Source organism: Streptomyces sp. NPDC093149 (assembly GCF_044754145.1).
Classification (GTDB): Bacteria; Actinomycetota; Actinomycetes; order Streptomycetales; family Streptomycetaceae; genus Streptomyces.
The window spans coordinates 162,284-187,616 of sequence record NZ_JBIVON010000008.1 but is presented as its reverse complement, the minus strand read 5'-3'; the positions used below and the strand labels follow the sequence as shown (position 1 = coordinate 187,616).

General features: G+C 69.7%; 18 protein-coding genes. 12 read left to right on the top strand and 6 right to left on the bottom strand.

Features of this window, described 5'->3' with window-relative positions; genetic code table 11:
* Window positions 1-557: 557 nt before the first annotated feature.
* The gene (locus ACIQCZ_RS24470) at window positions 558-2,972 is read right to left on the bottom strand and encodes a WD40 repeat domain-containing protein (RefSeq protein ID WP_402285063.1); all 2,415 of its coding nucleotides are present in this window, start codon (window positions 2,970-2,972) and stop codon (window positions 558-560) included.
* A 611-nt stretch (window positions 2,973-3,583) separates the two neighbouring features.
* Here ACIQCZ_RS24470 and ACIQCZ_RS24465 point away from each other — a divergent pair.
* From ACIQCZ_RS24465 to ACIQCZ_RS24445, 5 genes are all read left to right on the top strand, one after another.
* Window positions 3,584-4,383 (top strand): IS5 family transposase gene (locus ACIQCZ_RS24465; RefSeq protein WP_402285061.1). Its coding sequence is split into 2 segments (ribosomal slippage): window positions 3,584-3,919 and window positions 3,922-4,383, totalling 798 coding nucleotides; the frame shifts between segments, so codons are not numbered across the junction.
* 100 nt (window positions 4,384-4,483) lie between these two features.
* Window positions 4,484-4,792, top strand: coding sequence for a hypothetical protein (locus ACIQCZ_RS24460; protein WP_402284812.1), 309 nt, complete (start codon window positions 4,484-4,486; stop codon window positions 4,790-4,792).
* Window positions 4,789-6,147, top strand: a complete 1,359-nt coding sequence (locus ACIQCZ_RS24455; RefSeq protein ID WP_402284811.1) for a carboxylesterase/lipase family protein — start codon at window positions 4,789-4,791, stop codon at window positions 6,145-6,147. The genes ACIQCZ_RS24460 and ACIQCZ_RS24455 overlap by 4 nt, the downstream gene beginning before the upstream one ends.
* Before the next feature lie 448 nt (window positions 6,148-6,595).
* Window positions 6,596-7,624 carry a helix-turn-helix domain-containing protein gene (locus tag ACIQCZ_RS24450; protein WP_402284810.1) on the top strand — a complete coding sequence of 343 codons (1,029 nt, stop codon included), beginning with the start codon at window positions 6,596-6,598 and terminating at the stop codon, window positions 7,622-7,624.
* A gap of 429 nt (window positions 7,625-8,053) precedes the next feature.
* A complete protein-coding gene (locus ACIQCZ_RS24445) occupies window positions 8,054-11,443 on the top strand; it encodes a S8 family peptidase (protein WP_402284809.1) in 3,390 nt (1,129 codons plus the stop codon).
* Between the two features lie 492 nt (window positions 11,444-11,935).
* Here the strand turns inward: ACIQCZ_RS24445 and ACIQCZ_RS24440 are convergent, their stop codons facing one another.
* Window positions 11,936-12,376, bottom strand: a complete 441-nt coding sequence (locus ACIQCZ_RS24440) for an acyl-CoA synthetase (protein ID WP_402284808.1) — start codon at window positions 12,374-12,376, stop codon at window positions 11,936-11,938.
* 196 nt (window positions 12,377-12,572) lie between these two features.
* Between ACIQCZ_RS24440 and ACIQCZ_RS24435 the strand changes: the two genes are divergently transcribed.
* The 6 genes from ACIQCZ_RS24435 to ACIQCZ_RS24410 all read left to right on the top strand — a co-directional run bounded on the left by ACIQCZ_RS24435 (window position 12,573) and on the right by ACIQCZ_RS24410 (window position 18,947).
* A complete protein-coding gene (locus ACIQCZ_RS24435) occupies window positions 12,573-13,595 on the top strand; it encodes an AraC family transcriptional regulator (RefSeq protein WP_402284807.1) in 1,023 nt (340 codons plus the stop codon).
* Between the two features lie 392 nt (window positions 13,596-13,987).
* Entirely contained in the window at window positions 13,988-15,046 is a 1,059-nt protein-coding gene (locus tag ACIQCZ_RS24430; RefSeq protein WP_402284806.1) for a 3-keto-5-aminohexanoate cleavage protein, read from the top strand.
* A gap of 77 nt (window positions 15,047-15,123) precedes the next feature.
* Complete coding sequence (locus tag ACIQCZ_RS24425) at window positions 15,124-16,095, top strand: quinone oxidoreductase family protein (protein WP_402284805.1); 972 nt, start codon at window positions 15,124-15,126, stop codon at window positions 16,093-16,095.
* A gap of 39 nt (window positions 16,096-16,134) precedes the next feature.
* On the top strand, window positions 16,135-17,052 hold the full coding sequence (locus ACIQCZ_RS24420) for a TauD/TfdA dioxygenase family protein (protein WP_402284804.1): 918 nt from the start codon (window positions 16,135-16,137) through the stop codon (window positions 17,050-17,052).
* Between the two features lie 30 nt (window positions 17,053-17,082).
* Window positions 17,083-18,414 carry an MFS transporter gene (locus ACIQCZ_RS24415; protein WP_402284803.1) on the top strand — a complete coding sequence of 444 codons (1,332 nt, stop codon included), beginning with the start codon at window positions 17,083-17,085 and terminating at the stop codon, window positions 18,412-18,414.
* Complete coding sequence (locus ACIQCZ_RS24410; protein WP_402284802.1) at window positions 18,411-18,947, top strand: RBBP9/YdeN family alpha/beta hydrolase; 537 nt, start codon at window positions 18,411-18,413, stop codon at window positions 18,945-18,947. The genes ACIQCZ_RS24415 and ACIQCZ_RS24410 overlap by 4 nt, the downstream gene beginning before the upstream one ends.
* Here ACIQCZ_RS24410 and ACIQCZ_RS24405 read toward each other — a convergent pair.
* From ACIQCZ_RS24405 to ACIQCZ_RS24395, 3 genes are read right to left on the bottom strand one after another with little or no spacing between them, the layout of a single operon-like run.
* The gene (locus tag ACIQCZ_RS24405) at window positions 18,874-19,623 is read right to left on the bottom strand and encodes an IclR family transcriptional regulator C-terminal domain-containing protein (protein WP_402284801.1); all 750 of its coding nucleotides are present in this window, start codon (window positions 19,621-19,623) and stop codon (window positions 18,874-18,876) included. The genes ACIQCZ_RS24410 and ACIQCZ_RS24405 overlap by 74 nt on opposite strands.
* 14 nt (window positions 19,624-19,637) lie before the next feature.
* Window positions 19,638-20,537, bottom strand: coding sequence for a 4-carboxymuconolactone decarboxylase (gene pcaC, locus ACIQCZ_RS24400; RefSeq protein WP_402284800.1), 900 nt, complete (start codon window positions 20,535-20,537; stop codon window positions 19,638-19,640).
* Between the two features lie 39 nt (window positions 20,538-20,576).
* Window positions 20,577-20,804 (bottom strand): alpha/beta fold hydrolase, encoded by a 228-nt coding sequence (locus tag ACIQCZ_RS24395; RefSeq protein WP_402284799.1) that lies wholly within the window; start codon window positions 20,802-20,804, stop codon window positions 20,577-20,579.
* Between the two features lie 126 nt (window positions 20,805-20,930).
* Between ACIQCZ_RS24395 and ACIQCZ_RS24390 the strand changes: the two genes are divergently transcribed.
* Complete coding sequence (locus tag ACIQCZ_RS24390; RefSeq protein ID WP_402284798.1) at window positions 20,931-21,092, top strand: hypothetical protein; 162 nt, start codon at window positions 20,931-20,933, stop codon at window positions 21,090-21,092.
* Here the strand turns inward: ACIQCZ_RS24390 and ACIQCZ_RS24385 are convergent, their stop codons facing one another.
* On the bottom strand, window positions 21,093-25,322 hold the full coding sequence (locus tag ACIQCZ_RS24385; protein WP_402284797.1) for a S8 family serine peptidase: 4,230 nt from the start codon (window positions 25,320-25,322) through the stop codon (window positions 21,093-21,095). It lies immediately after the preceding gene.
* Between the last annotated feature and the right edge of the window lie 11 nt (window positions 25,323-25,333).

The window sequence follows — 25,333 nt, the reverse complement described above, 5'->3', positions numbered from 1 at the left end:
AATAGTCAAGGTCCGTTGTCAGAGGACAGTCGCGCTCACAGTGCGTCACATCAGCGGCGTCACGCTCCCTGTCACGCCGGCTGTCGCGCCCGCCGGGCCACCACGCAACAGCACCCGCCGAACGTCCGTATTGAAAGCTTTTCGAGTACCGGGTGACCTGTGACGGTGAAGATTGATCCATTGTCATCGAAGTTTGACCGGTGTCGGTGCTACTCGCTGAGTATGCCGATATTTCCACGAGACTTCGACGCTCTGCGGGACAAGTGCGCGAGCAGCTGACCCGCGCCGACGGCCACGTAGACCACAACCAGAACCCCGAGTCCGAGGTCGAGCCAGTCATAGGCCGCGCCCCTGAAAGGACGAGGCCCATGCCCTGGCCCCCGCGACGGATCCGGCAACCACCAGCACAGCACCGACGCCACAGCGCACAGCGCCTTCGCGGCCCTGGGGTGGATACGTCGTCGGCTCGCGTCCATGAGTTCAGGCGGCATGGATCGATCACCGCCGCAATGATCGGATCCACGCTCACGATTGCTGCGCGTTGACCGGGACTGGGTTCAGAGCCGGGCCAGCACCACAATCTCCTGACCGAAGCTCACCACCAGCCGGCCATCGGGTGTCAAACTCAGCGCGTGTATCCGGTACGGGAATACCAACTTTCGTCCGATCGGCTCACCAGTGGTTACGTCCCAAATCCGCACTGTGCAATCGTCGCCACCGGTTACCGCGATCGGGTGGCCATTCATCACAGAAGCTGAAATCGCCCTTACTGTACCGGTATGGGCCGTAATAATTCGGCCCACCGGCCTGCCGGTTGCCATATCCCATATTCGCACCGGCCCACACAAATCCCCGGTGATCGCGTAAGCGTTGTCACCCCACGCCATCGTTGTCACTACTTTGATTCTATCGATATGCATCATAGGGAATTCGGCGTTTTGGATATGCGTGGTCCCGTCCCATGGGTCTGGCGGGAGGTCATCCGGTTCGAAGGTGAGACCGTCGACCGCTTCGTCTCGCGTGATACTCTCCCAAAGGACCGGTGGGAGGTCACCTGATTCAGCGGGTATGACTCCCTGCTGGAAATTCAATGGGATGCTCTCTGATTCATAGGGATAGTCCTCGACCATCTCATCGATTCCACTTTCCGTGAGTTCCCATTCACTTTCTGTCAATTCCCAGAGTTTATCGCTCTGTGTTTTAAGGAACCCCGGAATGGGTCTGCTGGTTTCTGCATCCCATGCGTACGCCCTGATGGCATAATCCTGGTCGACGACGATGACCACAGCGCGGCCGTCGACCACTGCGGCTGCGATTGATGCCACCCAATATCCGCTGGTCAACTTGCCAACTGATTCGCCCGTCGCTACATCCCATATGCGCACCGTCCCATCCATGTATCCGCCTCCGGTGAAAACCAGGGTGCGACCATCGATCGTTATGGTTGCCACCGCATCGACCGGGCCGGTGTGGTCGGCGAGGGGTTCGCCGACGGGCTGGCTGGTGGTCAGGTCCCATACCCGCACCGTCCCGTCGTAGCTGCCGGTGACGGCGACCGGGCGGTCCTTCACCTCGGCCGTCGCCACCGCACACACCCCGTCGGTGTGGCCGGTCAGGGCTTCCCCGATCCGCTCACTGGTAGTCAAGTCCCACGTCCGCGCTGCCCCGTCGTCGCCACCGGTGACGACGACCGAACGGTTCTTCACCTCGGCCGTCGCCACCGCACACACCCCGTCGGTGTGGCCGGTGAGGGGTTCGCCGACGGGCTGGCTGGTGGTCAGGTCCCATACCCGCACCGTCCCGTCTCGGCTGCCGGTGACGGCGACCGGGCGGCCTTCCACCTCGGCCATTGCCACCGCACACACCAGGCCGGCGTGGCCGGTGAGGGGTTCGCCGACGGGCCGGCTGGTGGTCAGGTCGGACACCCGCACCGTCCCGTTGTCGCTGCCGCTGGTGACGGCGACCGGGCGTCCCCCTACCACCTCCGTCGCCACCGCCCATACCGTTCCGGTGTGCCCGGTCAGGAACTCGCTGACCTGTTCACCGGTGGCCAAGTCCCACACCCGCACCGTCCCGTCCTGGCTGCCGGTGACGGCGACCGGGCGTCCGTCCACCACGCCCGTCGCCACCGCCTTGACCGAGTCGGTGTGGCCGGTCAGAGGCTCCCCGATCCGCTCACCGGTAGCCAAGTCCCACACCCGCACTATCCTGTCGTAGCTGCCGGTGACCGCGACCGGATGTCCCTCCATCACCCCCGTCGCCACCGCGCACACCCCACGGGTGTGGCCGGTCAAGGGCTCACCGATGGGCTGGCCGGTGGCCAGGTCCCACACCCGCACTGACTTATCGGAGCTGCCGGTGACGGCGACCGGACGACCGTCCACCACGCCCGTCGCCACCGCGCACACCACCCCGGTGTGGCCGACTAGCTCGCTGATCTGCTGGTTGGTGGTCAGATCCCACACCCGCGCCGTCCTGTCGTCGCTGCTGGTGACGGCGACCGGGCGTCCTCCCACCATCCCCGTCGCCACCGCCCATACCGTCCTGGTGTGGCCGGTGAGGGGTTCGCCGACCTGCTGGCCAGTGGTCAGATCCCACACGCGCGCTGTCTCATCGGAGCTGCCGGTGACGGCGACCGGACGACCGTCCACCACCCCCGTTGCCACCGCCCGCACCCCGTTGGTGTGGCCAAGCAGGGTACGTCGGAGGCGATGGTCGACCATACTGCCGGTGGCCCACTCCACCCCCCACCACGCGGCCGGCTCCCCCTCCACTGCTACAGCGGTGATCTGCGCCGCGAGCTCCCGGTCCCCGTACCGGGCCGCATCGAGCGCAAGCAGCTGCCGCCGTCCCCCCGCGCCTGTGTTCCGGTGCAGGTGCAACGACGTCCGGTACACCGCCGCCGCCAACCGCGCCGCAGGCTCCAGGGCCGTGTCCAACAGCCCCAAAACCACCTCCGGATCGGCATTCACCAAGAATCCCGGATCCACCAACCGCCCATCCGCACTCGCAAGTACAGCCCCGGCCCTCTCAACGTGTAGATCATCAGACACGACCAGCACGATAACCACCCTCGCCCGGCCAGCCCGCTTCTCCACACGCGCCGAAGCAAATCCAGTAATAAAACGCGTACTTCTACGTACGGCTGCAGCCAGCCCCTGACCCGATGTCCGGGTAGCCCGCCGCGGCGTACAGGGACGACGCCACCACCCCACCCCGCAACCATCAAGCCCAGCGCCGAAGTCCGCGCGTCGGCTGTACTTCCGACTCCTGAATATCTGCCCCTGCCAATAGCTTTACTGTAATTTCACGTTAAGCGCGCTGCTGAAGGGCGGGATCGATCAGTTCTGCTCGCGGATCAGGCGCCGGAGGCTAAGGGCTGTCCCGTGATCCGCGGTGGATCAGCGCATGGCGTCAGATGCGGTGCATCGCAAGGCGGAGGGGCGTCCGCATACTGCATGTATGTGGACGTTCCGACAACGCGGCGAGATGCCGTAGCTGTCGTCGCGTGCCCGCCGGGGATCACGGGACAGCCCTTAGAAATCATCTCATTTGGTTGGGTAGGCCGTTGGCCGTGGCGGGGATTGTTGAGCGGCTGGTGCCGGACGAGTTGTGGGAGTTGTTCCAGCGGGTGGTGCCGGGGGCGCCGTCGCGGCCTCAGGGCGGTGGACGGCGGCGCCACGGTGACCGGGAGGTGCTGGCTGCGATCGTGTTCGTGGCCACGTCGGGCTGCACGTGGCAGCAGCTGCCTGCAGTAGCGTTCGGGCCGTCCGGGGCGACGGCCCATCGCCGGTTCGCCGAGTGGACGAAGGCCAGGGTGTGGGCCAAGCTCCACCGCCTGGTCCTCGACGAACTCGGCTCCCGCGGCGGCCTGGACTGGTCGCGTTGCGCGATCGACTCGGTGAACATGCGGGCCCTGAAAAGGGGGACCTGACGGGTCCGAATCCTGTCGACCGGGGCAAGTACGGCTCAAAGGTCCATCTGATCACCGAGCGGACCGGTCTGCCCCTGTCTGTCGCAATCTTGGGCGCCAACGTCCACGACAGCCAGGCCCTGATCCCGCTCGTGAAGGGCATACCCCCGATCCGCTCCCGCCGTGGTCCTCGCCGACGCAAGCCCGCAAAGCTCCATGCCGACAAGGGCTACGACTACCGCCACCTGCGGCAGTGGCTCTCACGGCGCGGCATCCGGCACCGCATCGCCCGCAGAGGCGTCGAGTCCTCGCAGCGGCTCGGGCGGCACCGCTGGACCATCGAACGGACCATGGCCTGGCTCGCCGGCTGCCGCCGACTCCACCGCCGCTACGAACGCAAGGCCGAGCACTTCCTCGCCTTCGCCAGCATCGCCTGCACCCTTATCTGCTACCGCAGGCTCACCAATTGAGATGACTTCTTATGACAACGTCATTGACGTCAACCCTCTCAAACGGTCTGATGGCGGTACTTCGGAGGCTCGTTCCTCCGTATTCCGAAGGAGCCGCTTCGTGGGTCTTCTCATCGCGCTCCGGGGCGACACCAGCACCCGCTCCTGCGTGTTCTTCGGAACGCGTCACCGCGAGAAGGCCGCTTACGTCGCCGACCGCACCGGACCCGGCGTCGCTGCCGCGCGCTTCGGCGCCGATGCCACGGCGCTGTTCCACGACGGGTGTATCGGCGTCGCATCAGTCGTCACCGGCCGCACGGCCGAGGACGCGAAGGTCCCGGCGTGTCCCCGCCACTGCCGCGTACCCACCACTGCGCTGGGCGCCAGGTGCCTTGCCACCGACCGACACCCTCTGAGAGGACCCGCATGACGGAAGACACCATCCGCACCAGCCACGGACCGGTGCGTGGCGAACGGACCGGGACAGGCGTCCGCTTCCTCGGCATTCCCTACGCCCGGCCGCCGATCGGCGCGTTGCGCTTCGCCGCGCCCGTCCCCCCGGAGCCATGGGCCGAGGCCCTCGACGCCCGCGTGTACGGACCCACCGCGCAGCGCCGTCCGTTCGCCGAGACAACCACCATCCCCGAGCCCTGCGTTCCCGGTGAATCCACCCTGAACCTCAATGTGTTCACCCCGGTCGGTGCCGCCGCCGGGGTGACCGGCCTCCCCGTCCTGGTGTGGATCCACGGCGGCGGCTTCGTCGCGGGCTGCTCGGCCAGCCCCTGGTACGACGGCGCCGCCTTCAACCGCGACGGAGTGGTCCTGGTATCAGTGGGCTACCGGCTCGGCATCCAGGGCTTCCTGCACCTGGAGGACTCACCCGACAACCGGGGGGTGCTCGACTGGATCGCCGCCCTGCGGTGGGTACGCGAGAACATCGCCGCCTTCGGTGGGGACCCGGACAAGGTGACCGTCGCCGGCCAGTCGGCAGGCGGCGGCGCGGTCCAGACACTCCTGGCCACGCCGGCCGCGGCGGGCCTGTTCCGGGCAGCGATCTCGGCTTCGGGCGCGGTCATGCGACCACAGGGCCCCGAGTTCGCGGCGACCGTCTCCGAGTACTTCACCGCACGTACCGGGGTGCCCGCCACGGCCGCGGCGCTCCAGAGCCTGACGGACGAAGAGATCCTCGCCCTCCAGGACACGCTGAACGCCCCCGGTCCCGATCGCGATGCGCTCCCGATGTTGGTTCTCGCCCCCTTCGCCGACGGAACGCTGATCCCCGAACCCGTACCGGATGCACTCATCGCCGGTGCGGCGGGCCAGGACATCCCGCTGATGATCGGCTGCACTGCGCACGAGTTCAACGCGGTCGCGGAGGGCGAGACCGGTCAGACCCTCACCGACGAGATGTTCCGTGCACCCGTCCTCGCCCTCGCCGAGTCCCGGGCGAGCCGCGATCTTCCCACGTGGGCCTACCAGTTCGAATGGACCGCGACCGCACCCGCGCTCGAGGGCCTGGCCCACCACTGCGTCGACCTGCCCTTCGCCTTCGACCTTCTGGGCGCCGAAGGGGTCGACAAGGCGTTGGGGAAGGCGCCCCCGCAGCAGCTCGCCGACGCCGTGCACACGGCCTGGGTCGCCTTTGTCCGCGACCTCGACCCCGGCGCGGCCTGGCCTCCCTACTCCACCGAGCGGCGCGAGACACGCATCTGGAACACCGAGTCCCGCACGGAGTGCGACCCGCTCCGCTCCGTACGGGAGACCTGGCTGGGTGCGGGGACCTGACCGCGGTCGCCCCGCCCCGTCGTCGACGGCCCGGCGTGTCCTCTTCCGGGACCTGCCGGGCCACGGCGTAGGCGGGATGGCGGCCGGGACCCCGCAGCGGGCCGCCCGCCCGCGGGTGGGAGCGTCCTCGGCGCCGAGCAGCGCTTGGAGGAAGGCGGTGTCGGACGTCGCGGCCCCGGTGGGGGAGCGGGCCCGTCCCGTCGCTGAACAGCGGGAGTCCGCGCGGTCGGTGCCAGGCTCGCGGGCGGGGGCACCATCAGGACCTCGCGCACGTCGACTTTCGAGCAGGTCGGAGCCCGGCCGATCGGCATCGTGGCAGGGGTACCGACCGGGCACACAGCCAGTGGCGCCAACCTGACGGAGGGATAGGGTTCGGCTGACAAGAATCCGCTCGGTGCACGGGAGCTGCGCCAGGGTCGAACACGGTGGCAGCCTGAGGAGGAACCGGATGCTGCAGGCGCTGGGATTGGGCCCGGCCGAAGAGGCCATATACACGGCACTGCTGGCCCGCCCGACAGCCTCCGCGCAGGACCTCGCCCGGCAGACCGGACTCGAGAAGGCCGAGACCACCAGCATCCTGCTCGACCTGACGGCACGTGGCCTGGTGGCGGTCGCCGGTGAGGCCGGGAGCGGGGCACCTGAGTCGGCCGACTGCGGGGCCGGCTGCCGGCCCGCCCGCTACCGGCTCACGCCCCCCTCGGTGGCCCTGGCCCCGTTCCTCGTCGAGCAGCGCAACGCACTGCACCGGGCCGAGACCGCGTTCTCGATGCTGACCGAGCAGTACCGCAGTACCGCCGCACACCCTGCGGGCAGCGTCGTGGAGGTGGTCGTCGGCGTGGAGCAGGTCGCACACCGGTTCCACCAACTGCAGCGCGGCGCCCAGCAGGAGTTGCTGGTCTTCCTCGTCGGCGCGCCCATCGCGGTGCCGCGCGAGGACGCCGACATCTCGGAGAGTTCCGCGCTGGACCGCGGAGTCGACTTCCGTGTCGTGGCTGCCAAGGACTATCTCGACGGTCCCGGCATGGCGCAGGACGTACGGGCGGGCATCAAGGCGGGCCTCGAGCTTCGCCTGGTCGACTCATTGCCGCTGAAGATGCTCGTGTCGGACCGGGAGCGCGCCATGGTGCCACTGGACATGGCGGACTCCGGCGGCGAGCCCAGCGCGATCGTGGTGCACCGCAGCGGCCTGCTGACGGCCCTGGTTCATCTGTTCGAGAAGGAATGGTCCCAGGCCCGGCCGCTGTACACCACCGCCACGAGCGTGCGCGCGGAGCCGGCAGGCGATCAGCAGCCGACCGAGGGGGAGCTGGAGGTTCTCGCTTTGCTGCTGGCAGGGATCTCCGACCGGCGGGCGGCCTCCCAACTCGGCCTGTCCATACGTACGGTGGAGCGGCGGACCCGCCGTCTGATGGATCTGGCCGGAGCGGATTCACGCCTGCAACTTGGCTGGCACGCCGCACGTGCGGGCTGGCTTTGACCTCCTCCTCGGCCTGAACGTCGAGGAGCCTTTGTCTCTTGACGGCAGCCGTGCCAGAAGCGGCCGCCAACTCCCGGCGGGTTACTGCTTCACCGCCGGTGGGACGTGATTCTGGCTGAAGGCATGCACCGGTGCGGCGGCGCGCGTGCGACGACGGCGAGCCCGCTGACGACGCAGGCGACCGGTTGGCGGTGACCTCGACGGGGCGCAGGGCGCGGGCGGGCCGGCCGTCCCCGACCGGGATCGCCGTCCCGGCCGGGCGTACGCCACCCGTCAGGTCCGAACTCCCGCCGCGCCGGTGGAAGTGACCGCGTGACGGAAATCCGTCATGCGGGAAACCCGTCACGCGCGGCATCCCCACTCAATCCACATGTCTGCCAGGCTGCAGCCGCAGTTTGGTAGATGTTCATGGCTCAGATGGGGAGATTCATGCGTTCCATAACGCGTATGGCCTTGGGCACGGCGACCGCCGCCGTCCTGGCCGTCACCGCGGTCGCGCCCTCCGGGGCGGCGGATACGCCGCCTGACGGTGCCTCGGGGAAGAGGCCGATCGTCGGCAGCAAGACCGCGGCAACGGGCGGCAAGAAGGTCGCGGTCACGCTCATCACCGGCGACAAGGTGCTGGTGACCACGGACGCGTCGGGCCGCAGCTCGGCGGCGGTGCTGCCCCGCGAGGACGGCACGCAGCCGATGGTCCAGACCTATCAGAGGGGCAAGGACCTCTACGTCTACCCCGAGGGCGCCTCCCAGGCGATCGCCGAGGGCAAGGTCGACGAGCAGCTGTTCAACGTCACCGGGCTCATCCGCCAGGGATACGACGACGCGCACACCGACACGCTGCCGCTCATCGCCACCTACCGGAATGGTGTGAACGTTGCCGACAGCGCGCCGGCGGCCCCTCGCGGGGCCGAACGGGGCCTGAGCCTCCCCGCTGTGGACGGCGTCGCGCTCAAGGCAGGCAAGGACACCGCCGCCGCCTTCTGGCAGGACGTCACCGACACCCGCTCACGTTCCGGCTCCACGCTGAAGAAGCTGTGGCTGGACGGCAAGGTCGAGGCCACACTGGACCGGTCCACCAAGCAGGTGCACGCGCCGGAGGCCTGGGCGGCCGGCTACGACGGCAAGGGCACCAAGGTTGCCGTGCTGGACACGGGCGTGGATGCCGAGCACCCGGACCTGGTGAACCGGGTGGACGCGTCCAAGAACTTCACGGATTCCAAGACCACCAATGACTATGTGGGCCACGGCACGCACACCGCCTCCACGGTCGGTGGGTCCGGAGCGGCCAGCGACGGCCGGAAGAAGGGCGTCGCCCCCGGTTCCTCCCTCCTCGTCGGCAAGGTCCTCAACGACGCAGGCTACGGCCTGGACTCCTGGATCATCGCGGGTATGCAGTGGGCCGTCGACCAGAAGGCCGACGTCGTCTCCATGAGCCTGGGCAACCCCAGGATCGGCGACTGCGCCGACCCGATGGCCCAGGCCACGCAGGAGCTGTCGAAGAGCAAGCACACCCTGTTCGTCGTCGCCGCCGGCAACTCCGGCCCGGGAGCCGAGACCGTCTCCTCGCCCGGGTGCGTGCCCGGCGTGCTGACCGTGGGCGCCGTCGACCGTGACGACACCACCGCGCAGTTCTCCAGCCGCGGTCCGGTCGCTGTCACCCACACCCTCAAGCCCGAGATCGCCGCCCCCGGCGTCGACATCTCGGCGGCCAGTGCGGGCGGCCGCGGCGTCTATGCCTACCGGACGATGTCGGGCACCTCCATGGCCACCCCGCATGTCGCGGGCGCTGCGGCTGTCGTCCGTCAGGCGCACCCGGACTGGACCGCGCAGCAGATCAAGGCCGCCCTGGTCTCCTCCGCCCGCACCGGCGGCCAGGTCGCCGGCGCCGACCAGACCGGCGGTGGGGTGCTTGACGTGTTCGGCGCGGTGAACCAGAAGGCGCTCTCCGCGCCGGCTGTCCAGGCAGGCAGCTACAACTGGCCGCAGGACGCGTCGGACCGCACCACCGTGCAGGTGCCCTTCACCAACACCGGCGACAGCGACCTGACGCTCCATCTGAAGCTCAGCGGTGTGCACGGCAACGACGGCAGCGACGTCACCTCCGGAATCATCAAGCCGGAGGAGAACAAGGTGACGGTCCCGGCGGGGGCCACCGCTCAGGTGCCGCTGCAGATCGACCCCACCGCCCGTCTGAAGCCCGCCCAGTACGGTGCGGTCACCGGCCGGATCCTGGCCACCGGCGGCGATGTGCACGTCTCCGTGCCCGTCACGCTCTACGTCCAGCCGGAGACGGTCACCCTCCGGGTCAAGGTCGTCGACCGCAACGGCAAGCCCGCGACCGGCCCGTCCTCCCTGGACGTCGCCAGTCTCGACTCCGACGAGGGCGAGCGCCGCACCAACAACGGCGCGGCTGATCAGAGCTACCGTGTGCGCCCGGGCGACTACGCCCTCAGTAGCTTCGTGGCGACGTCCGACGCGAACAACGCGCCCGAATCGGTCAGCTATCTCGCCCGCCCGCAGCTGCGGATCACCAAGGACACCACCGTTGTCCTCGACGCCCGCAAGGCCCACCGGCTGAGCCTGCACACCGACCGCCCCTCGACGCTGCAGGGCACCACGTTGACCTACGCCCGTACGTGGGACGACACCTGGCAGCTCAGCGGGACACTCACGGCCGGCGGTGCCGTGCAGAAGTTCTACGCGGACATCGCCGGGCGCGCTCAGACGGGCACCTTCGAGTTCCGGCCCACCTGGCGCGCGACCGGCTCCGAGGACGGCTCGTCCTATGTCTACAACCTGTCGTTCCCGACCGAGGGCCCGCTGCGCTCCGACCGGACCTACCAGCCGAATGACTCCCGGCTGGCCCAGGTCACCGAGACGTGGCATGCCATGGGCAAGGAGGCCGACTACATCGACGCGCTGTTCCTCCGTCCCTACGGGAGCAGCTCCACCCAGATCCCCGTGAGCCTGTACCAGACGGTCCACGTGCCTGGTACCCGCACCGCCTACTACACGACCGGCGACGACGCCTGGTTCCACGGCGCGATGACCAGCTTCCCGTTCGCCGCCTTCATGGGCGACCAGGGCCGCACCTACAAGGCCGGGCAGCGGAGCGCCGAGGAGTGGTACGGCGGCCCCCTGCGGCCGGGCGCGGCGCGCGACGCCGACGGCAACCTGATGCTGGCCGCCGAGCGGCAGGGCGACCTGATGGGCATCCAGAACGCCCTCTGGGTCGACGGCTCCGGCGACCACTGGACCTACGGCGGGTCCTTCGGCGACATCGGTAAGATGTCGCTGAAGCGCAACGGTGAGCAGATCGGCCGGCTCGCCTACCCTTACGGCGTGTTCGAGGTGCCGGACGAGGACTCCGCGTACGAACTCACCCAGCACCTGGAGAAGATCTACACCGGGGACCGCAACTGGCTGCGTTCCACCGCTGCCGACACCACCTGGAGCTTCCGCTCGCACCGGGAGCCGGACGTCTACTCCCGCGGCCTGCCGCTCCTCCACCCGGCGTACGACCTGCCGGTGGACGGCATGAACACCCTGCCCGCGCAGAGCGGCATCCGGGTCGGTCTGTCGGTCGAGGGCCACGCAGGTTACACCCCGGGTGCGATCAAGGCGGCCTCGCTGTCCTACTCCTACGACGGCGGCACCACCTGGACCCAGGCGCCGACCGAGCAGCAGAACGGCAAGTGGACGGCCGTCCTCGACCACACCGGAGCCTCCGGCAAGCAGGTCACGACGAAGGCCACGTTCACCGACGCCAACGGCAACGCGGTCACCCAGACCATCACCCGCGCCTACGACGTCCGGTAGCCACACGGCCCGGGGCGGACGGTCTCCCGGAACAGGGGCCCGCCCGGCCACCCGCCTGTTGCCCCACCCGTGATCACCACGGGTGGGGCAACCGCGCTCGAAGAGCTGGGACGCGTGGTCCGACCGAACCCGCACCTGCTACTACCCGGTCGGGCCTGGACCTGCGCACGGAGACCCACGGCGGGCTTCAGGTCGTCAAGGACTGGAACAGCGTGAACACCGTGCCTCCGTCACCGTGGGACACCAGTTGTCCAGCCCAGCCGGATCTCCGTTCGCCACGGTCGGACCGCTCCACGACACGTAGATGCTCACGCCAGTACGCGCTCGTCGAGCGGAGTCCGGAACCCGCCCCGTCGATACGCTGATACACGGGCGCGGGGCGATCCGGCGGATGCATCACGTCAGGCGGCTTCCGCGGAACGTCGTCCAGAAGCCCCGCCGCGCTGCGCACGCAGCGTGTTCCCGTGGTTGCCACCGTCGAACCGGATCGATTCAGTCCGTGGAGGACTTCTTCGCGACGACGATCTCGCGCTTGAGGATCTTGCCCGTTGCTCCCTTGGGGAGTGAATCGGTGAATCTGACGATCCGCGGATACTTGTACGCCGCCACCCGCTCCTTGACATGGTCGCGTATCTCAGCGGCCGTGATCCGTGCATCGTCCCGGAGGGTCACGACGGCGGCTATCTCCTCTCCGAGGGTCTCGTGCGGTACACCGACCACGGCGGCCTCGGCGACGGCCGGGTGTTCGTGGAGCACCTCCTCGACCTCACGTGGGTGGACGTTGTATCCGCCGCGGATGATGAGGTCCTTCTTCCGGTCGACGACGAAGTAGTAGCCGTCCTCGTCGACACGGGCCAGGTCGCCGCTGTGGAACCATCCGTCCCGAACGGCATCCGCGGTCGCATCCGGTCGATTCTGCGCCGCCCAGCACACACGCTCGCGGCGTTGGCCAAAAATCCTGGTAGCTCCGCTGCAAGGACTTCCGGCCGCCTTGCGATCGCACGCACTGGACGACACTCCTCACGGGGCAAACATTGCCGGCCACGGCAGGTCACGACGCGGCCGATGGCTTGACGTGACGGGACATCTCACTTATCACTTGGGGACGAAGCCCCTCTGGAGCGCGCCCATGAAGCCTCTTGTCCGCAATGCAGCGCTGAACGGCTACGTCGAGGTCAGTCAGTCGCTGGGCATCGATCCGCGGGCCCTGATGAAGCGCGTGGGCCTGGACCCCGTCGGTCTCGCGGTCCAGGACAGATGGATCCCCGGCACGGCGGTGACCCAGCTGCTCGAACTCTCGGCGGCGGCCTCACGGCGTGGGGACTTCGGCCTGCTCCTCGCCGAGCGACGCAGCTTCTCCAATCTCGGCCCCATCAGTCTGGTCCTGCGCGACGAGCCCGATGTCCGCAGCGCCCTCGAACTCCTCGTCCGGCATGAGCACATGTACAACGAGATGCTCCGCAGCCGGCTCTCCGGGGCGAACGGCCTGGCCACTCTCAAGGTGAGCCTCGAACTGGGTGAGGCGTTGGCCGCCCGCCAGGCCACGGAGCTGGCCGTGGGTGCCTTCCACGGGGTACTGCGCAGCTTTCTCGGTGCCCGGTGGCAGCCGTTGTCCGTGTGCTTCACGCACGACGCGCCGGCGGATCCCATTACCCACCGGCGCTTCTTCGGCCCCGTGGTGGAATTCGACCGGGAGTTCAACGGGATCGTCTTCTACGCCGGCGAGCTCAAGGCTCCCAACCCCATGTCGGACCCGCTGCTGCGGACCTATGCCCGGCAGTATTTCGAGTCCATCGCGGTCTCGAAGGACACCACCGTGCTGGATCGCGTGCGCGAGCTGATCGAAGTCCTGCTGCCCACCGGGCGCTGTTCGATCGAGCAGGTCGCGGACAGCCTCGGCATCGACCGGAGGACGATCCACCGGCACCTCGCGGCCTCGGGCGAGACATTCTCCGCGGTTCTCAACGCCACACGTACCCAGCTCGCGGGGCAGATGGTGGCGAACCCGCGGCGCTCGTTCACGGAGATCTCCGGACTCCTGGGCTTCTCGGCACCGAGTGCTTTCTCGCGCTGGTTCCGTGAGCGGTTCGGATGCAGCCCGAGGGCGTGGCGGGTGCGCGGCGCCGGGCAGCAGCCTTCCGGCGAGAAGTGACCATCAGCGTTTCTGCGCAGTGGAGTGGAACGGCAATTCACACCGCACCCCGGCATGACCCTGTCCGGGGCCGGGTCCCGGGACGACGGGCGCTGGGGCAAGGAATGTCCCCAAGCGGCAAGTTTTCCGTCCCCCTCGGTCAAGCGCACGCCGTAACCCGCCCTTAACGTTGCCTCACCGCAAGGGATATGGCCGATCCCACGAGAACGGGCAGAAATCCTGCCCGCAGCCGAATGTTCCCTCCCGGGCCCGCTGATCGTATCCGAGCCCCCGGCGAGCCCAGAAACCCCGTCCGCATTCCCGCGTCCGCTCCTCGCAAGCCCCTTGGGCCTCGCATCGACGGCAGCGATGCGTGCGGCGAGTGAAGACCCATGCGACAAAGGAGATGGACCATGCACTTCTTCGACGACTCCCTGTATCCGGAGAACCAGGAGAGGCTGGTCATCCAGGCCGCGCCCTACGGGCCGGAGTGGTTGCCCGGTGACGCCGACGACCTGCCGCTCACCATGGACGAGCATGTGCAGGCGGCCGTCGACTGCTACAACGCCGGCGCCACGGTGCTGCACATACACGTGCGCGAGCTGGACGGCCACGGATCCAAGCGCATCTCCATGTTCAACGAGCTGATGGCCCGGCTGCGCGAGGCCGTGCCGGACATGGTCCTGCAGATCGGCGGGTCGATCTCCTTCGCACCCGAGGACGAGGGCGGCGACGCCAAGTGGCTCAGCTACGACACCCGCCACATGCTGGCCGAGATCACTCCCGAGCCCGACCAGGTGACGATCGCGATCAACACCAACCAGATGAACATCGTCGAGCTCTTCGACGACGAGGACATAGAAGGCACCTCGATCGCCAAGTCCGGCTACTACAAGGCCTATCGGGACATGGTGGTCGAGGCAGGGCCGGACTTCTACCTGGAGCACCTCGAGCGGCTCCGCGCCCATGGCATCCAGCCGCACTTCCAACTCGCCAACATGGCACAGCTGGAGACCGTGGAGCGGCTGATCCGCAAGGGCATCTACAGCGGGCCGCTGGTACTCAACTACGTTGCCATCGGAGGCGGGTTCGCCGGTCGGCACCCGGCCGACCTGATCGAGTTCATCCGCCGTGTCCCGGACGGCGCCGTGCTCACCATCGAGGCATCCATGCGCGCGGTGGCGCCGATGAACGCGATCGGCATCGCCCTCGGCACGCACGTGCGGGTGGGCAACGAGGACAACCTGTGGCGGCACAAGGGCGAGCGGATGTCCTCCGTGGAGCAGGTCGAGCAGATGGTGAAGATCGCCCATGCGCTCGGGCGTGAGATCGCCACCGGGCAGGAGGCGAAGAAGATCTACAAGCTCGGCGAAGTGTACTCGGACGCCGACGAGACCCTGGCCCAGCTCGGCATGGTGCCCAACCGCCGCCCCGGTCGGCGCGGTTCCATGCTGCGCGACCTCAAGAGCTGACCCGACCCCACCTGCGGTGGCACGGGTTCCCGCCACCGCCCCCACACACAGCCACACACGAGTAGACGGAGCACGCCTTGGTACACGCCATTCGATTCCACGAAACCGGTGGCCCCGACGTCATGCGGTGGGAAGAGGTCACCGTCGGCGACCCGGGTCCGGGCGAGGTACGGATCCGGCACGTCGCCGTAGGACTCAACTTCGCCGACACCTATTTCCGCACGGGCCTGTACCCCGCTTCACTGCCTGCGGGGCTCGGCGTGGAGGCTTCGGGTGTGATCGAGGCCGTGGGCGAGGGCGTGTCGCATGTCGCCGAGGGCGACCGTGTGACCTACACCGGCAGTCCGCTGGGTGCCTACAGCACGGAGCGGGTCATGCCCGCGGATTCACTGATCAGGCTGCCGGACGGGATCGACTGCGAGACCGCCGCGGCGATGACCATGCGCGGACTCACCTCGGCGTACCTGCTGCGCCGGATGCACCCGCTGAATCCCGGCGATACCGTACTGCTCCACGCGGCGGCCGGCGGCGTCGGCCTGATCGTCTCCCAGTGGGCGAAGCTCCTCGGCATCACGGTGATCGGCACGGTCTCCAGCGAGGAGAAGGCCGAGGCCGCCCGCGCCCACGGCTGCGAACACATCATCTACTACCGGCGCGAGAACGTGGCCGAGCGGGTGCGTGAGCTGACCGACGGCAAGGGCGTCCCGGTCGTCTTCGACAGTATCGGCAAGGACACCGTCGCCGGGTCCATGGCCTCGCTGCAACGCCGAGGTCTGCTGGTGTGTTTCGGCACGGCGTCCGGAGTCCCGCCGCTCGACGCCATGCAACTGGCCATCCACGGTTCGCTGTTCGTGACCCGCCCCGCGCTGGCCGACTACATCGCCGATCCGGTGGAGCGGGACGCCCTGGCCGCTGAGCTGTTCGGGCACGTCGCGGCCGGACGCATCAAGATCGAGACCAACCAGCGCTACGCCCTTCAGGACGCGGTGCAGGCCCATCGTGACCTGGAAGCGGGCCGGACCACAGGATCTTCTGTCTTCGTCCTCTGAGCTCGCCATGCCCCGCACGTCACCCCCAGGAGTGAGCACATGCCCCAGACCGTCCGCCCGAAGGAAGGCGCGCCCGCCCTGGTGCGTCCGGGCGTCCTCCGTCCCTCGATCAAGGTTGAGCCGCTGACCTGCACCATCGGCGCCCAGCTGTCCGGTGTGAACCTCGGCGACGCAGCGCGCGACGGGGACCTGTTCTCCGAGATCAAGAAGCTGCTGCTCCAGTACAAGGTCCTGTTCCTGCGCGACCAGGACATCACGCGCGCCGAACACACCGCCTTCGCCGGGCGCTTCGGCCCGCTGGAGGACCATCCGGTGGTAGGCAGCGACCCCGACCACCCGGGGCTGGTCCGCATCTACAAGGATCTGGACAGCAAACCCGAGCACTACGAGAACGCGCTGCACTGCGACGCAACCTGGCGCACGTGCCCGCCCATGGGTGCAGTGCTGCGCTGCGTGGAAACACCGGACGTGGGTGGTGACACGGTCTGGGTCAACATGGCCGAGGCCTACCGCAGACTGCCGGAGCACATCAAGACGCAGATCGCGGGCCTGCGCGCGCGGCACAGCATCGAGGCGACCTTCGGTGCCGTGATGCCGATGGAGCGACGCCACGAGCTGAGGGCCCGCTTCCCGGACCCGGAGCACCCGGTGGTGCGTGCCCACCCGGAGACCGGCGAGGAGATTCTCTTCGTCAACGCCTTCACCACGCACTTCGTCAACTACCACACGCCCGAGAACGTGCGTTTCGGCCAGGACTACGCGCCCGGAGCGGGCAGTCTCCTGAACTACCTGGTCAGCCAAGCGGCCGTCCCCGAGTACCAGGTGCGCTGGCGCTGGCAGAAGAACAGCGTCGCTATCTGGGACAACCGCTCAACCCAGCACTACGCCGTCCAGGACTACTGGCCCGCCGTCCGCAGGATGGAGCGCGCGGGGATTGTCGGCGACCAACCTTTCTGAGCCCCGACCAGAGACGAAGAGGTGATGCCAATGGGACTGCACACTGCCGGCACAACGGTGCCGGGGACGTCTCCCGCCGCGCCGGTCGTATCCCGTAGCTATGCCTGGCTGGTGTTCGCCCTCGGTTTTGGGCTGCTGCTGTCCGACTACATGTCGCGACAGGTCCTCAACGCGGTCTTCCCTCTGTTGAAGGCGGAATGGCTGCTCTCCGACGCCGAGTTGGGCTCCCTCAGCGGCATCGTGGCCCTGATGGTCGGTGTGCTCACCTTCCCCCTGTCGCTTCTGGCGGACCGCTGGGGCCGGGTCAGGATCTTGGTCATCGCCGCGACGGCCTGGAGCCTGGCGACGCTGGGCTGCGCCATTTCCGCGAGCTACAGCCAGATGTTCCTGGGCCGGTTCATGGTGGGCGTCGGAGAGGCGGCCTATGGGAGCGTCGGCATCGCGGTGGTCCTCAGCGTGTTCCCCATCGGTCTGCGGGCCACGCTCTCCGGGGCCTTCATGGCGGGGGGATCGTTCGGATCCGTGCTGGGTGTGTCGGTCGGCGGTGTGATCGCCCAGGAGCACGGCTGGCGCTGGGCGTTCGGCGCGATGGGAATCCTCGGGCTGGTCCTGGCCGCGGTCTACGGCCTCGTGGTCACCGAGAAGCGGTTGGGCCCGGCGTCCATCCGTGACAGCGCCGTGTCCGGCGAACGTGCCCCCATCCGGACCCAGCTGCCGCGACTGTTCTCCTCGGTCTCCGTGGTCTGCGCCTACATCGGCAGCGGGCTGCAGATGTTCATCGCGATGGCCCTGCTCGCCTGGATACCCAGTTTCCTCAACCGGTACTACGCCATGCCTCCTGCGAAGGCCGGTCCGGCCGCCGGGGTCTTCGCACTGATCAGCGGCATCGGCATGATCCTCTGCGGGGTCGTCGCGGACCGCCTCAGCCGGAAGGCCGCAGCCCGGAAGTGGATCGTCGCGATCGTCTGCGCTCTCGGGTCGTTCGTGCTGCTGACGGCGGGATTCCAGGCGCCGGCCGGCCCGCTGCAGCTCGTGCTGATCGCGGCCGGGACCCTGGTGGCCGGCGGCACGGCCGGTCCGGCGGCTGCCATGGTGGCCAATCTGACCCCCGCCGCCATCACGGCGACGGCCTTCGCCACCCTTACGCTGGCCAACAGCCTGCTCGGGCTGGCTCCCGGGCCCGCGGTGACGGGCATGCTCGCGGACCACCTGGGCCTGCTCGGCGCACTGCGGGTGATCCCGCTCGTCGCGCTCGCGGGCGGCGTGGCCTTCATCATCGGCAAGTTCTCCTACGAAAAAGATCTGCGCCGACTGGGGCTGCTCCCCGACCTGGCGCTCAGGATCCCGGAGTTGCAGTCATGAGTCTCAGCGCACTGCCGATGCTCGTCATTGTCCCTGGGCTGCGCGATCACGTGCCGGACCACTGGCAGACGGTCCTCGCCGACAAGATCGCCGACGCCCGAACCGTTCCCCCGCTGGAGCAGGACAGACTGAGCCGCGATGCTCAGGTTGCCGCACTGAACGAGGTGCTGTCGGACGTTTCCGGTCCCGTCCTGCTGGTCGCTCACAGCGCGGGGGTGATGACCGCTGTGCACTGGGCGGCGCAGCGACACCGGCGCCCAGTCAAGGGGGCTCTGCTGGCGACGCCGCCCGACTTCGTCGCCCCGCTGCCGGACGGCTTTCCCACCCCGGAAGCCCTGCGCGAAAACGGCTGGACACCCACGCCGCGAACGCCCCTGCCCTTCCCCAGCATCGATCAGTCGTGTCGAAGCGGTGCGGTCAAGGCCGCAGCGACACAAAGGGGATCGCGAGCCCGAGCCGTCAGGGGATCGCGAGCCGGACCCGTTCCGTCACGACCGTCAGGTCCTCCTCGATCGCGGCAGCCGCCGCCGTGAGCGCGGGGAGCACTGCTTGCCGCAGATCGTCCAGGGTGCCCCGGCTGGCGTGGGTGGAGACGTTCACGGCGGCCACCACCCGGCCGGTGCGGTCGTGCACCGGCACCGCGATCGACCGCAGGCCCTCCTTCAACTCCTGGTCCACCAGGGCGTGACCGTCCCGCCGCGCCTGCGCCACTGCCTCGGCGAGATCGGCGGCATCGACCCGGGTGAACGGCGTCAGCGGCCGCACCGAGGCCCGGGCCAGCCGCTCGACCGCCTCCTGCTCGGGCAGACCGGCCAGCAGCACCCGGCCCACGGAGGTGGCGTACGCAGGGAAGCGCGTGCCGACCGTGATGTTGACGCTCATGATGCGCACGGTGTGCACCCGGGCGACGTACATGATGTCGTCGTCGGCCAGTACCGCGACGGACGCCGAGTCGTGCACCTGCTCCACCAGCCGGGCCGGATGGGGCTGCGTGATCTCCGCGAAGGTCAGCCGGGAGAGGCGGGCGTAGCCCAGTTCCAGCAACGTGGGCAGGAGTGTGAAGCGACGCCCCTCACCGGCCGCGGCCGCGTACCCCAGCTGCTGGAGGGAGAGCGGCGCCCGGCGAGCGGTGGCACGGGCCAGGCCGGTGGCCTCCGCGGCGCCGGCGAGGGTGAGCCCACCGGGTGCCGAACCCAGGGCGGTGAGCACGGCCAGACCCCGGGTCAGCGACTGCAGGAATTCCGGACCCAGCTCCGCCTTGGCGGCGCGTGAGGTGTCGGGGCCGCCGGGTGCGGGCGGCGTGGCCGCCGGTGCGGGGGAAGCCAGGGCCGCCTCCATCCGCGCCCCGTACTCTCGCAGCCGGGGCAGGGCGTGCTCAGCCAGCGACCGAGCGCTGTGCCTGCTGGTGTGACTGACCACGCTGAGCGCGCACACGGTGTTGCCGTCGGGTGCGTGGACGGGGACTGCGACGGAATGTGGTTCGCGATGGCGAAAGCGGCGTTCGCTGCGGGCACGCCGCAGTGGACGGCCGACTGGAGCAGGACTTCCTCGATCTCCGCGGGGGTGAGACCGTTGCGCCGCGCGGCCCGCACATGCAGGGCCAGCTCCTCGTGGTGGCCGTGGGCCACCAGCGCGGTGAGGGTGATGCAACTGCGGGTGCTGCGGCTCAGTCCGGGCCGGGTCCAGATCTCGTCCCATGCGTAACGCGTGATGAAGTCCTGGAAACCGGCGGTGAAGTCGGTGGTGCGGGTGATCGCCCGGTCCACGTGCTCGTCACCGAGCACGGCGCGGCGCGCGGCCGTACCGGCGCGGTGCCGGGAGGCGTCGTCGGCGGGCGGGGCGGCATCGGCCGCGAAGTGCCCCAGCAGGGCGGCCAGGACGGGCACCGGACGCTCGACGTTGGCGAGGTGCGCGGCGTGAGCCATCTCGGTCAGGGCGGCGCCGGGGATGCCGTCGGCCAGCTCCCGGGCGTGCGCGACGGGCGTCGCGGGGTCCTCGCGGCCCGCGACGATCAGGGTCGGCGCGGTGATACGGGGCAGCTCGGCGCGCAGGTCGAAGCCGGCGAGTGCTTCGCAGAGCCCGGCGTAGGCCCCGGGGTCGGCCGCGGACAGGTCGTCGACCATCGCCCTGGCGGCGGGGGAGGCCGCGAAGGGCGGGGTGAATCAGCGGGCGGGGGCGGTCTCGGCGACCGGGCCGGTGCTCTCGGCGCGTACCAGCGCCGCACGGTCGTACCAGTCGTCCGGCCGGCCGAAGCGGGCCGAGGAGCAGAGGATCGCGAGCGAGGTGACCCGCTCGGGGTGGTGCACGGCGAGCCAGGTGCCGACGGCGCCGCCGAGCGAGATGCCGGCGTAGCCGAACTCCTCGCCGGACGTCGCGGTTTCCAGGCGCACCTGCCGCGCGGAACGGACGCGCCCGCGGAACGCCCGGCGTCGGCCGGGGTTCCGCGGGCGCGTCCGATCGCGTCACTCGCGGGGCGGGGTGGGGCGAGGTGGCGCGAGAAGCTGGTCGCATCGGCGATGACACAAGCCGTGCTCGGTTTCACCTCCGAGGTCAAACGGTCCGACCCGGCCGCGCCGAGCGGCCCGGCCGTCGTGGTCGTCGCGCTGATCCACCGGCCCGTCAACGCGTGGACCGGGTGCCCGGACGGAACCTCCGTCCGGGCACCCGGTCCGTGGTGATCAGTGGCGCAGCTCGAGACGGTGCACGCCGCCGTCGACGGTGCCGACGTAGAGCGTGCGGGCGTCGGGGCTCGCCGCCAGTTTGGTGGTGTCGGTGTTCTGCAGGCCGGATGAGATGTTGTGCCAGCTCAGGCCGTGGTCGGTACTGCGAAGTACGCCGCGGCCGCCTTGCAGGAGGCCGCTGGCCCCGGACCTGGTGGTGGCCGCGTAGAGCGTGTCCTCGACCCGGAGCAGGTCGGAGACATGGATCGCCAGAGCGCCGGTGTCCGAGGTGCGGAAGGTCCGGCCGCCGTCGGTGCTGACGCGGACACTCTCACCGCCGATGACCAGGCGCCGCCCGTCGAGGTCGATCGCGGTCACCGGGCCGTCGGCGACCTTGGTGACGGTCACCCCGCCGTCGTCGGACCGGTAGAGACCGGCGTTGTTGCCGAGCCACAGACGCAGCGGATTCGCCGGGTCGCCCGCGAGGGTGTCGAAGGAGCGCTCGTGGTAAAGGTTCTTCCACGTCGCGCCGCCGTCACTGGTGGCGAACAGCCCGTGGCCCAGAAGGCTTCGGAAGCTGACCATGACCCGGTTCGGGTCGGCGGGGTGGACCAGGAGTGCCGTCGGAACCTCCGCCGAACTGCCCCTGGTCCTCCAGGTGACACCGCCGTCGCCGCTGCGCTCGACGGTGAATGAGCCGAACGCGGTGCGCCGCACCTTCCAGATCACCTTCGGATCCTTGGCCGACACGGCGAGTTGCGGGACGGTCACGCCTCTCATGCCCTCGCCGCCCGACTTGCCCCATTCCGGGTTCGCGACGGGAAGGGCGGTGCGGTAGACCGCGCTGTCGGTGGCGGCGAGCAGGTGGCCGTCACTGACGGCGAGATCGTTGACGGTCAGTCCCTGGACGCCGATCCGCCGATATCCGGTGCCGTCCGCCGCACCCCGGTAGAGGCCGTCCTGCTCGCTGGAGACGGTGACGGAACCGTCGGCCCAACGGTCGTAGTCCATCGGCAGCGCTGCGCGCGACGGCGCGGCGACCGTGGTCCACGTCCGACCGTGGTCGCGGCTGAGACGGCCGCTGCCGGACAGCGTGCTCAGGTACAGGTCGCCACCCGAGGCGGTCAGGCGGAGGCCGCCGTCCGCCATGGACAGCAGGGTGGTCCAGGTCTCCCCGTTGTCACGGGAACCGACAACTCCCCGACCCGGGACATACACCGCCACGACCGAGGAGTCGGCGGCCGGCCCGCCGACGGTCCCGCCGGACGGTTCGAAGAGCAGGCGTGCCTCGCCGGGGTTGCCCGAACCGATGCCGGAGCGGGCCCAGACACCGTGGTACGTCGTCATGTAGAGGGTGTCACCGGTGACCGCGGCTGCGGTGACGGCGCCGGTCACACCGGTCGGATACGTCGTCCAGTGGTCACCCGCGTCCGTGCTGACCAACAGTGCGTCCGAGGTGATCGCGACCAGGGTGCGGGTCCGTTCATCGGCGGCGAGCGCCACGATGCGGGTGTCCGGGACGTCGAGCGTGCGCCAGGTCCGCCCGTTGTCATCGGTGCGCAGGACGGCGCCCCGGCGGCTGCCGTCGTGAACGCTGTTCACGGCGTACCACCAGCGGTCGGGATTCTTCGCGTCCACCACGAGCGGACCCGTGCCGTCCGCGACGGGCAGTCGGCCCAACTGGCGCCAGGTGGCACCGTTGTCGGTGGTCAGCCAGGGGGCCGCCTTCTGGTACTGGGTGAGGACGGCCTGCTTCGGCCGACTCGGCGAGAGGGCGACCGAACCGGCCTCGCTGTTGGGGCCGACCGGCTCCCAGCGGTCCCCGCGGCTGTCGACCGGGGTGACCTCGAAGGCGCCGCCGCCGGTGAGCCGCTGCCCGGTGCCGGCGGTGCCGTGTACCGAGACCCGGTAGGCGCCGGCCACGCTGCCGGTCACCTCGGCCCGGTAGTAGCCGCTGGCGGGATCGAGTGTGGAAGTGACGTCGACGGCCTTACCGCGCGGCGGGGTGACGGTGACGACCGGCGGTACGGCCAGCCGGGTCGGCGGGGCGATGTGCACGGTCGCGTGACCGTCGCTCGGGTCGGGTGCGGCCTGGACGGCCAGATGCCGGACGGCGAGCAGGTAGGGCACGCTGATCGCCGGCCCCCGGTCGGGGGTCGCCGTGAGACGGCCGCTGATCTCGGTGTCGGTGGCAGGCCTGGCGACACGCAGCGAGACCGTGACGGTCGCGGTCCTCCCGGCCGGTACGGTGACGCGCCTCGGCCAGGCCCTGGCCGGACCGTCGGTCCGCAGCGAGGTGGTGACCGGCCGCGTGCCGGAGTTCCGCAGCGTCACCTTCGCGGTGCCGCCGACCTGACGCCCGGACAGGTCGGCGAGTCCGAAGGACACCGAGGCCGGTGAGGAGCTGACGATGGCCGAGGCGGCCGCCGCCACATCGAGCCGGCCCGCGCCCCGCGTCGTGGGCCCGGTGTCGCTCAGCGGCTTCGCGGTGCCGACCAACGCGGCCTTGATCTCGGCGGGCGTCCGGCCGGGGTGCAGCTGACGCAACAGGGCCGCCGCGCCGGCGACGTGCGGGGCCGCCATCGACGTACCCGACATGCGGTACTGGCCGGGCCCGTACAGCGACTTGGGCACGGTGGAGCGGATCTCCACGCCCGGCGCGACCAGATCGGGCTTCAAACCGAAGCTCTGCCCGGGACCGCGTGAGGAGAACGAGGCGATCCGGTCGGTGGTCTCGGCGCCGCGCAGCGTCACCGAGACCTTCCCGGCGGCGAGTCGGGCGCTCAACTCCGTGTACTGGGTCGAGTCGATGCCCATGACCACCAGGCGGTCCATGCGCAGCGAGTCGCCGGAGGCGTCGATCCGCGCGGGCGACGACGGCACCTCGGTCACTCCCGGCTCGGGGTTCACCTCCGGCGGCCGCACCCCGCCCGGCGCACCGGCGACGAACACCGGGCCGTCGTTGGAGGGCAGGCCGGCCAGCACGGCGATCGCACCACGCTTCTCCGCCTCTCGCGCCCACTCCACGGCGCCCGCCGTCAGGTACTGGGCGTCGGAGGCGACGAGCATCTGCGCCCGTACGATCTTTCCGCGTACGTCGCCGACCCGCTTCCAGTCCTCGGGGGTGCCCTCGCCGACATCGACGAGCGGCGCCGTGACCGGGCTCTTCGGCGGGTTCGCGGACAGGACACCGCGGTAGCTCTGGATCAACTCGGGCTTCTTGCCGGCCAGATAGGCACTGGGCAGCCGTAGATTGCTCGTCGACGCGCCGACCGAGAGCACACCGTCGGCCGTGCCGGGGCTGCTGACCGTACCCGCGCCCGGCCCGTCGTTGCCGGCCGCGGCCACCACGACGACACCGGCTCGCACGGCCGCGGTCGCGGCGCGGCCCAGCGGATCGGTGCCGTCGCCCGGGCCGCCGAGGCTCATGTTGATGACATCGGCGCGGTGCGGATTGGCCGGGTCGGAGGCCGCCTCGATTCCGGCGATGATGTCCGACGTGTATCCGGAGCCGTCGGCGTCCATCACCTTGTAGGCCAGCAGATTCGCGCCGGGCGCCACGCCGGTGACGCCGCCCTTCCCAGCCGCCTTGCCCGCGATGATGCCGGCGACGTGGGTGCCGTGGCCGTTGTCGTCCATCGGGTCCTCGTCATCATTGACGAAGTCGTGCCCGCCGACGACCTTGTGCCCCTTGCCGAGTCCGCCGCCCAGGTCGGGGTGGGTGTAATCCACACCGCTGTCCAGGACCGCGACGGTGGTTCCCTTGCCCGTGACGCGGCTTCCGGCCGGGTCCCTGCGCTGCCAGACGCCGGGAGCGCCGATCAGCGGCACGCTCACGTCCGTCTTCGTCAGCACCCGCGTGTCGGGGCGGACGGCGGCGACGCCCGGCAGCGAGGACAGCCGCCCCACCTCGGACGCGGGCACCGTCATTGCCACGGCATCGATGAGCAGACCCAGTTTGCGGGTCGCCGAAGGGTGCAGCCCGGCGCTCCTCGCCGAGCCGAGGAACGTCTCCTGCCGCGCGTCGAGGGCGCGGCGGGCGGCGCCGACGCCGGGGGCGGCCTCGGCGGTCAGCAGGGATCCACCGGGCGCGGCGGTGACCGCCGGCTTCCCGGACAGTTCGACGAGAACCCGTTGCGACGGGTCGGGTGTGGACGCGTCGGCGGCACCCGGTGTCGCCGCCAGCGTGCCGGCGAGAACAACGGCGGCGAGGGCGGCATGACGCGATCTTCGTGACTTCATTGCCATGCGTAAAGGTC

Bases quoted from the DNA above. Each gene is read 5' to 3' on its own strand.
- ACIQCZ_RS24430 (WP_402284806.1), top strand. From the start codon at position 13,988: ATGCACTTCTTCGACGACTCCCTGTATCCGGAGAACCAGGAGAGGCTG.
- ACIQCZ_RS24415 (WP_402284803.1), top strand. From the start codon at position 17,083: ATGGGACTGCACACTGCCGGCACAACGGTGCCGGGGACGTCTCCCGCC.
- ACIQCZ_RS24455 (WP_402284811.1), top strand. From the start codon at position 4,789: ATGACGGAAGACACCATCCGCACCAGCCACGGACCGGTGCGTGGCGAA.
- ACIQCZ_RS24410 (WP_402284802.1), top strand. From the start codon at position 18,411: ATGAGTCTCAGCGCACTGCCGATGCTCGTCATTGTCCCTGGGCTGCGC.
- pcaC (WP_402284800.1), bottom strand. From the start codon at position 20,537: ATGGTCGACGACCTGTCCGCGGCCGACCCCGGGGCCTACGCCGGGCTC.
- ACIQCZ_RS24420 (WP_402284804.1), top strand. From the start codon at position 16,135: ATGCCCCAGACCGTCCGCCCGAAGGAAGGCGCGCCCGCCCTGGTGCGT.
- ACIQCZ_RS24385 (WP_402284797.1), bottom strand. From the start codon at position 25,322: ATGGCAATGAAGTCACGAAGATCGCGTCATGCCGCCCTCGCCGCCGTT.
- ACIQCZ_RS24445 (WP_402284809.1), top strand. From the start codon at position 8,054: ATGCGTTCCATAACGCGTATGGCCTTGGGCACGGCGACCGCCGCCGTC.
- ACIQCZ_RS24390 (WP_402284798.1), top strand. From the start codon at position 20,931: ATGACACAAGCCGTGCTCGGTTTCACCTCCGAGGTCAAACGGTCCGAC.
- ACIQCZ_RS24435 (WP_402284807.1), top strand. From the start codon at position 12,573: ATGAAGCCTCTTGTCCGCAATGCAGCGCTGAACGGCTACGTCGAGGTC.
- ACIQCZ_RS24450 (WP_402284810.1), top strand. From the start codon at position 6,596: ATGCTGCAGGCGCTGGGATTGGGCCCGGCCGAAGAGGCCATATACACG.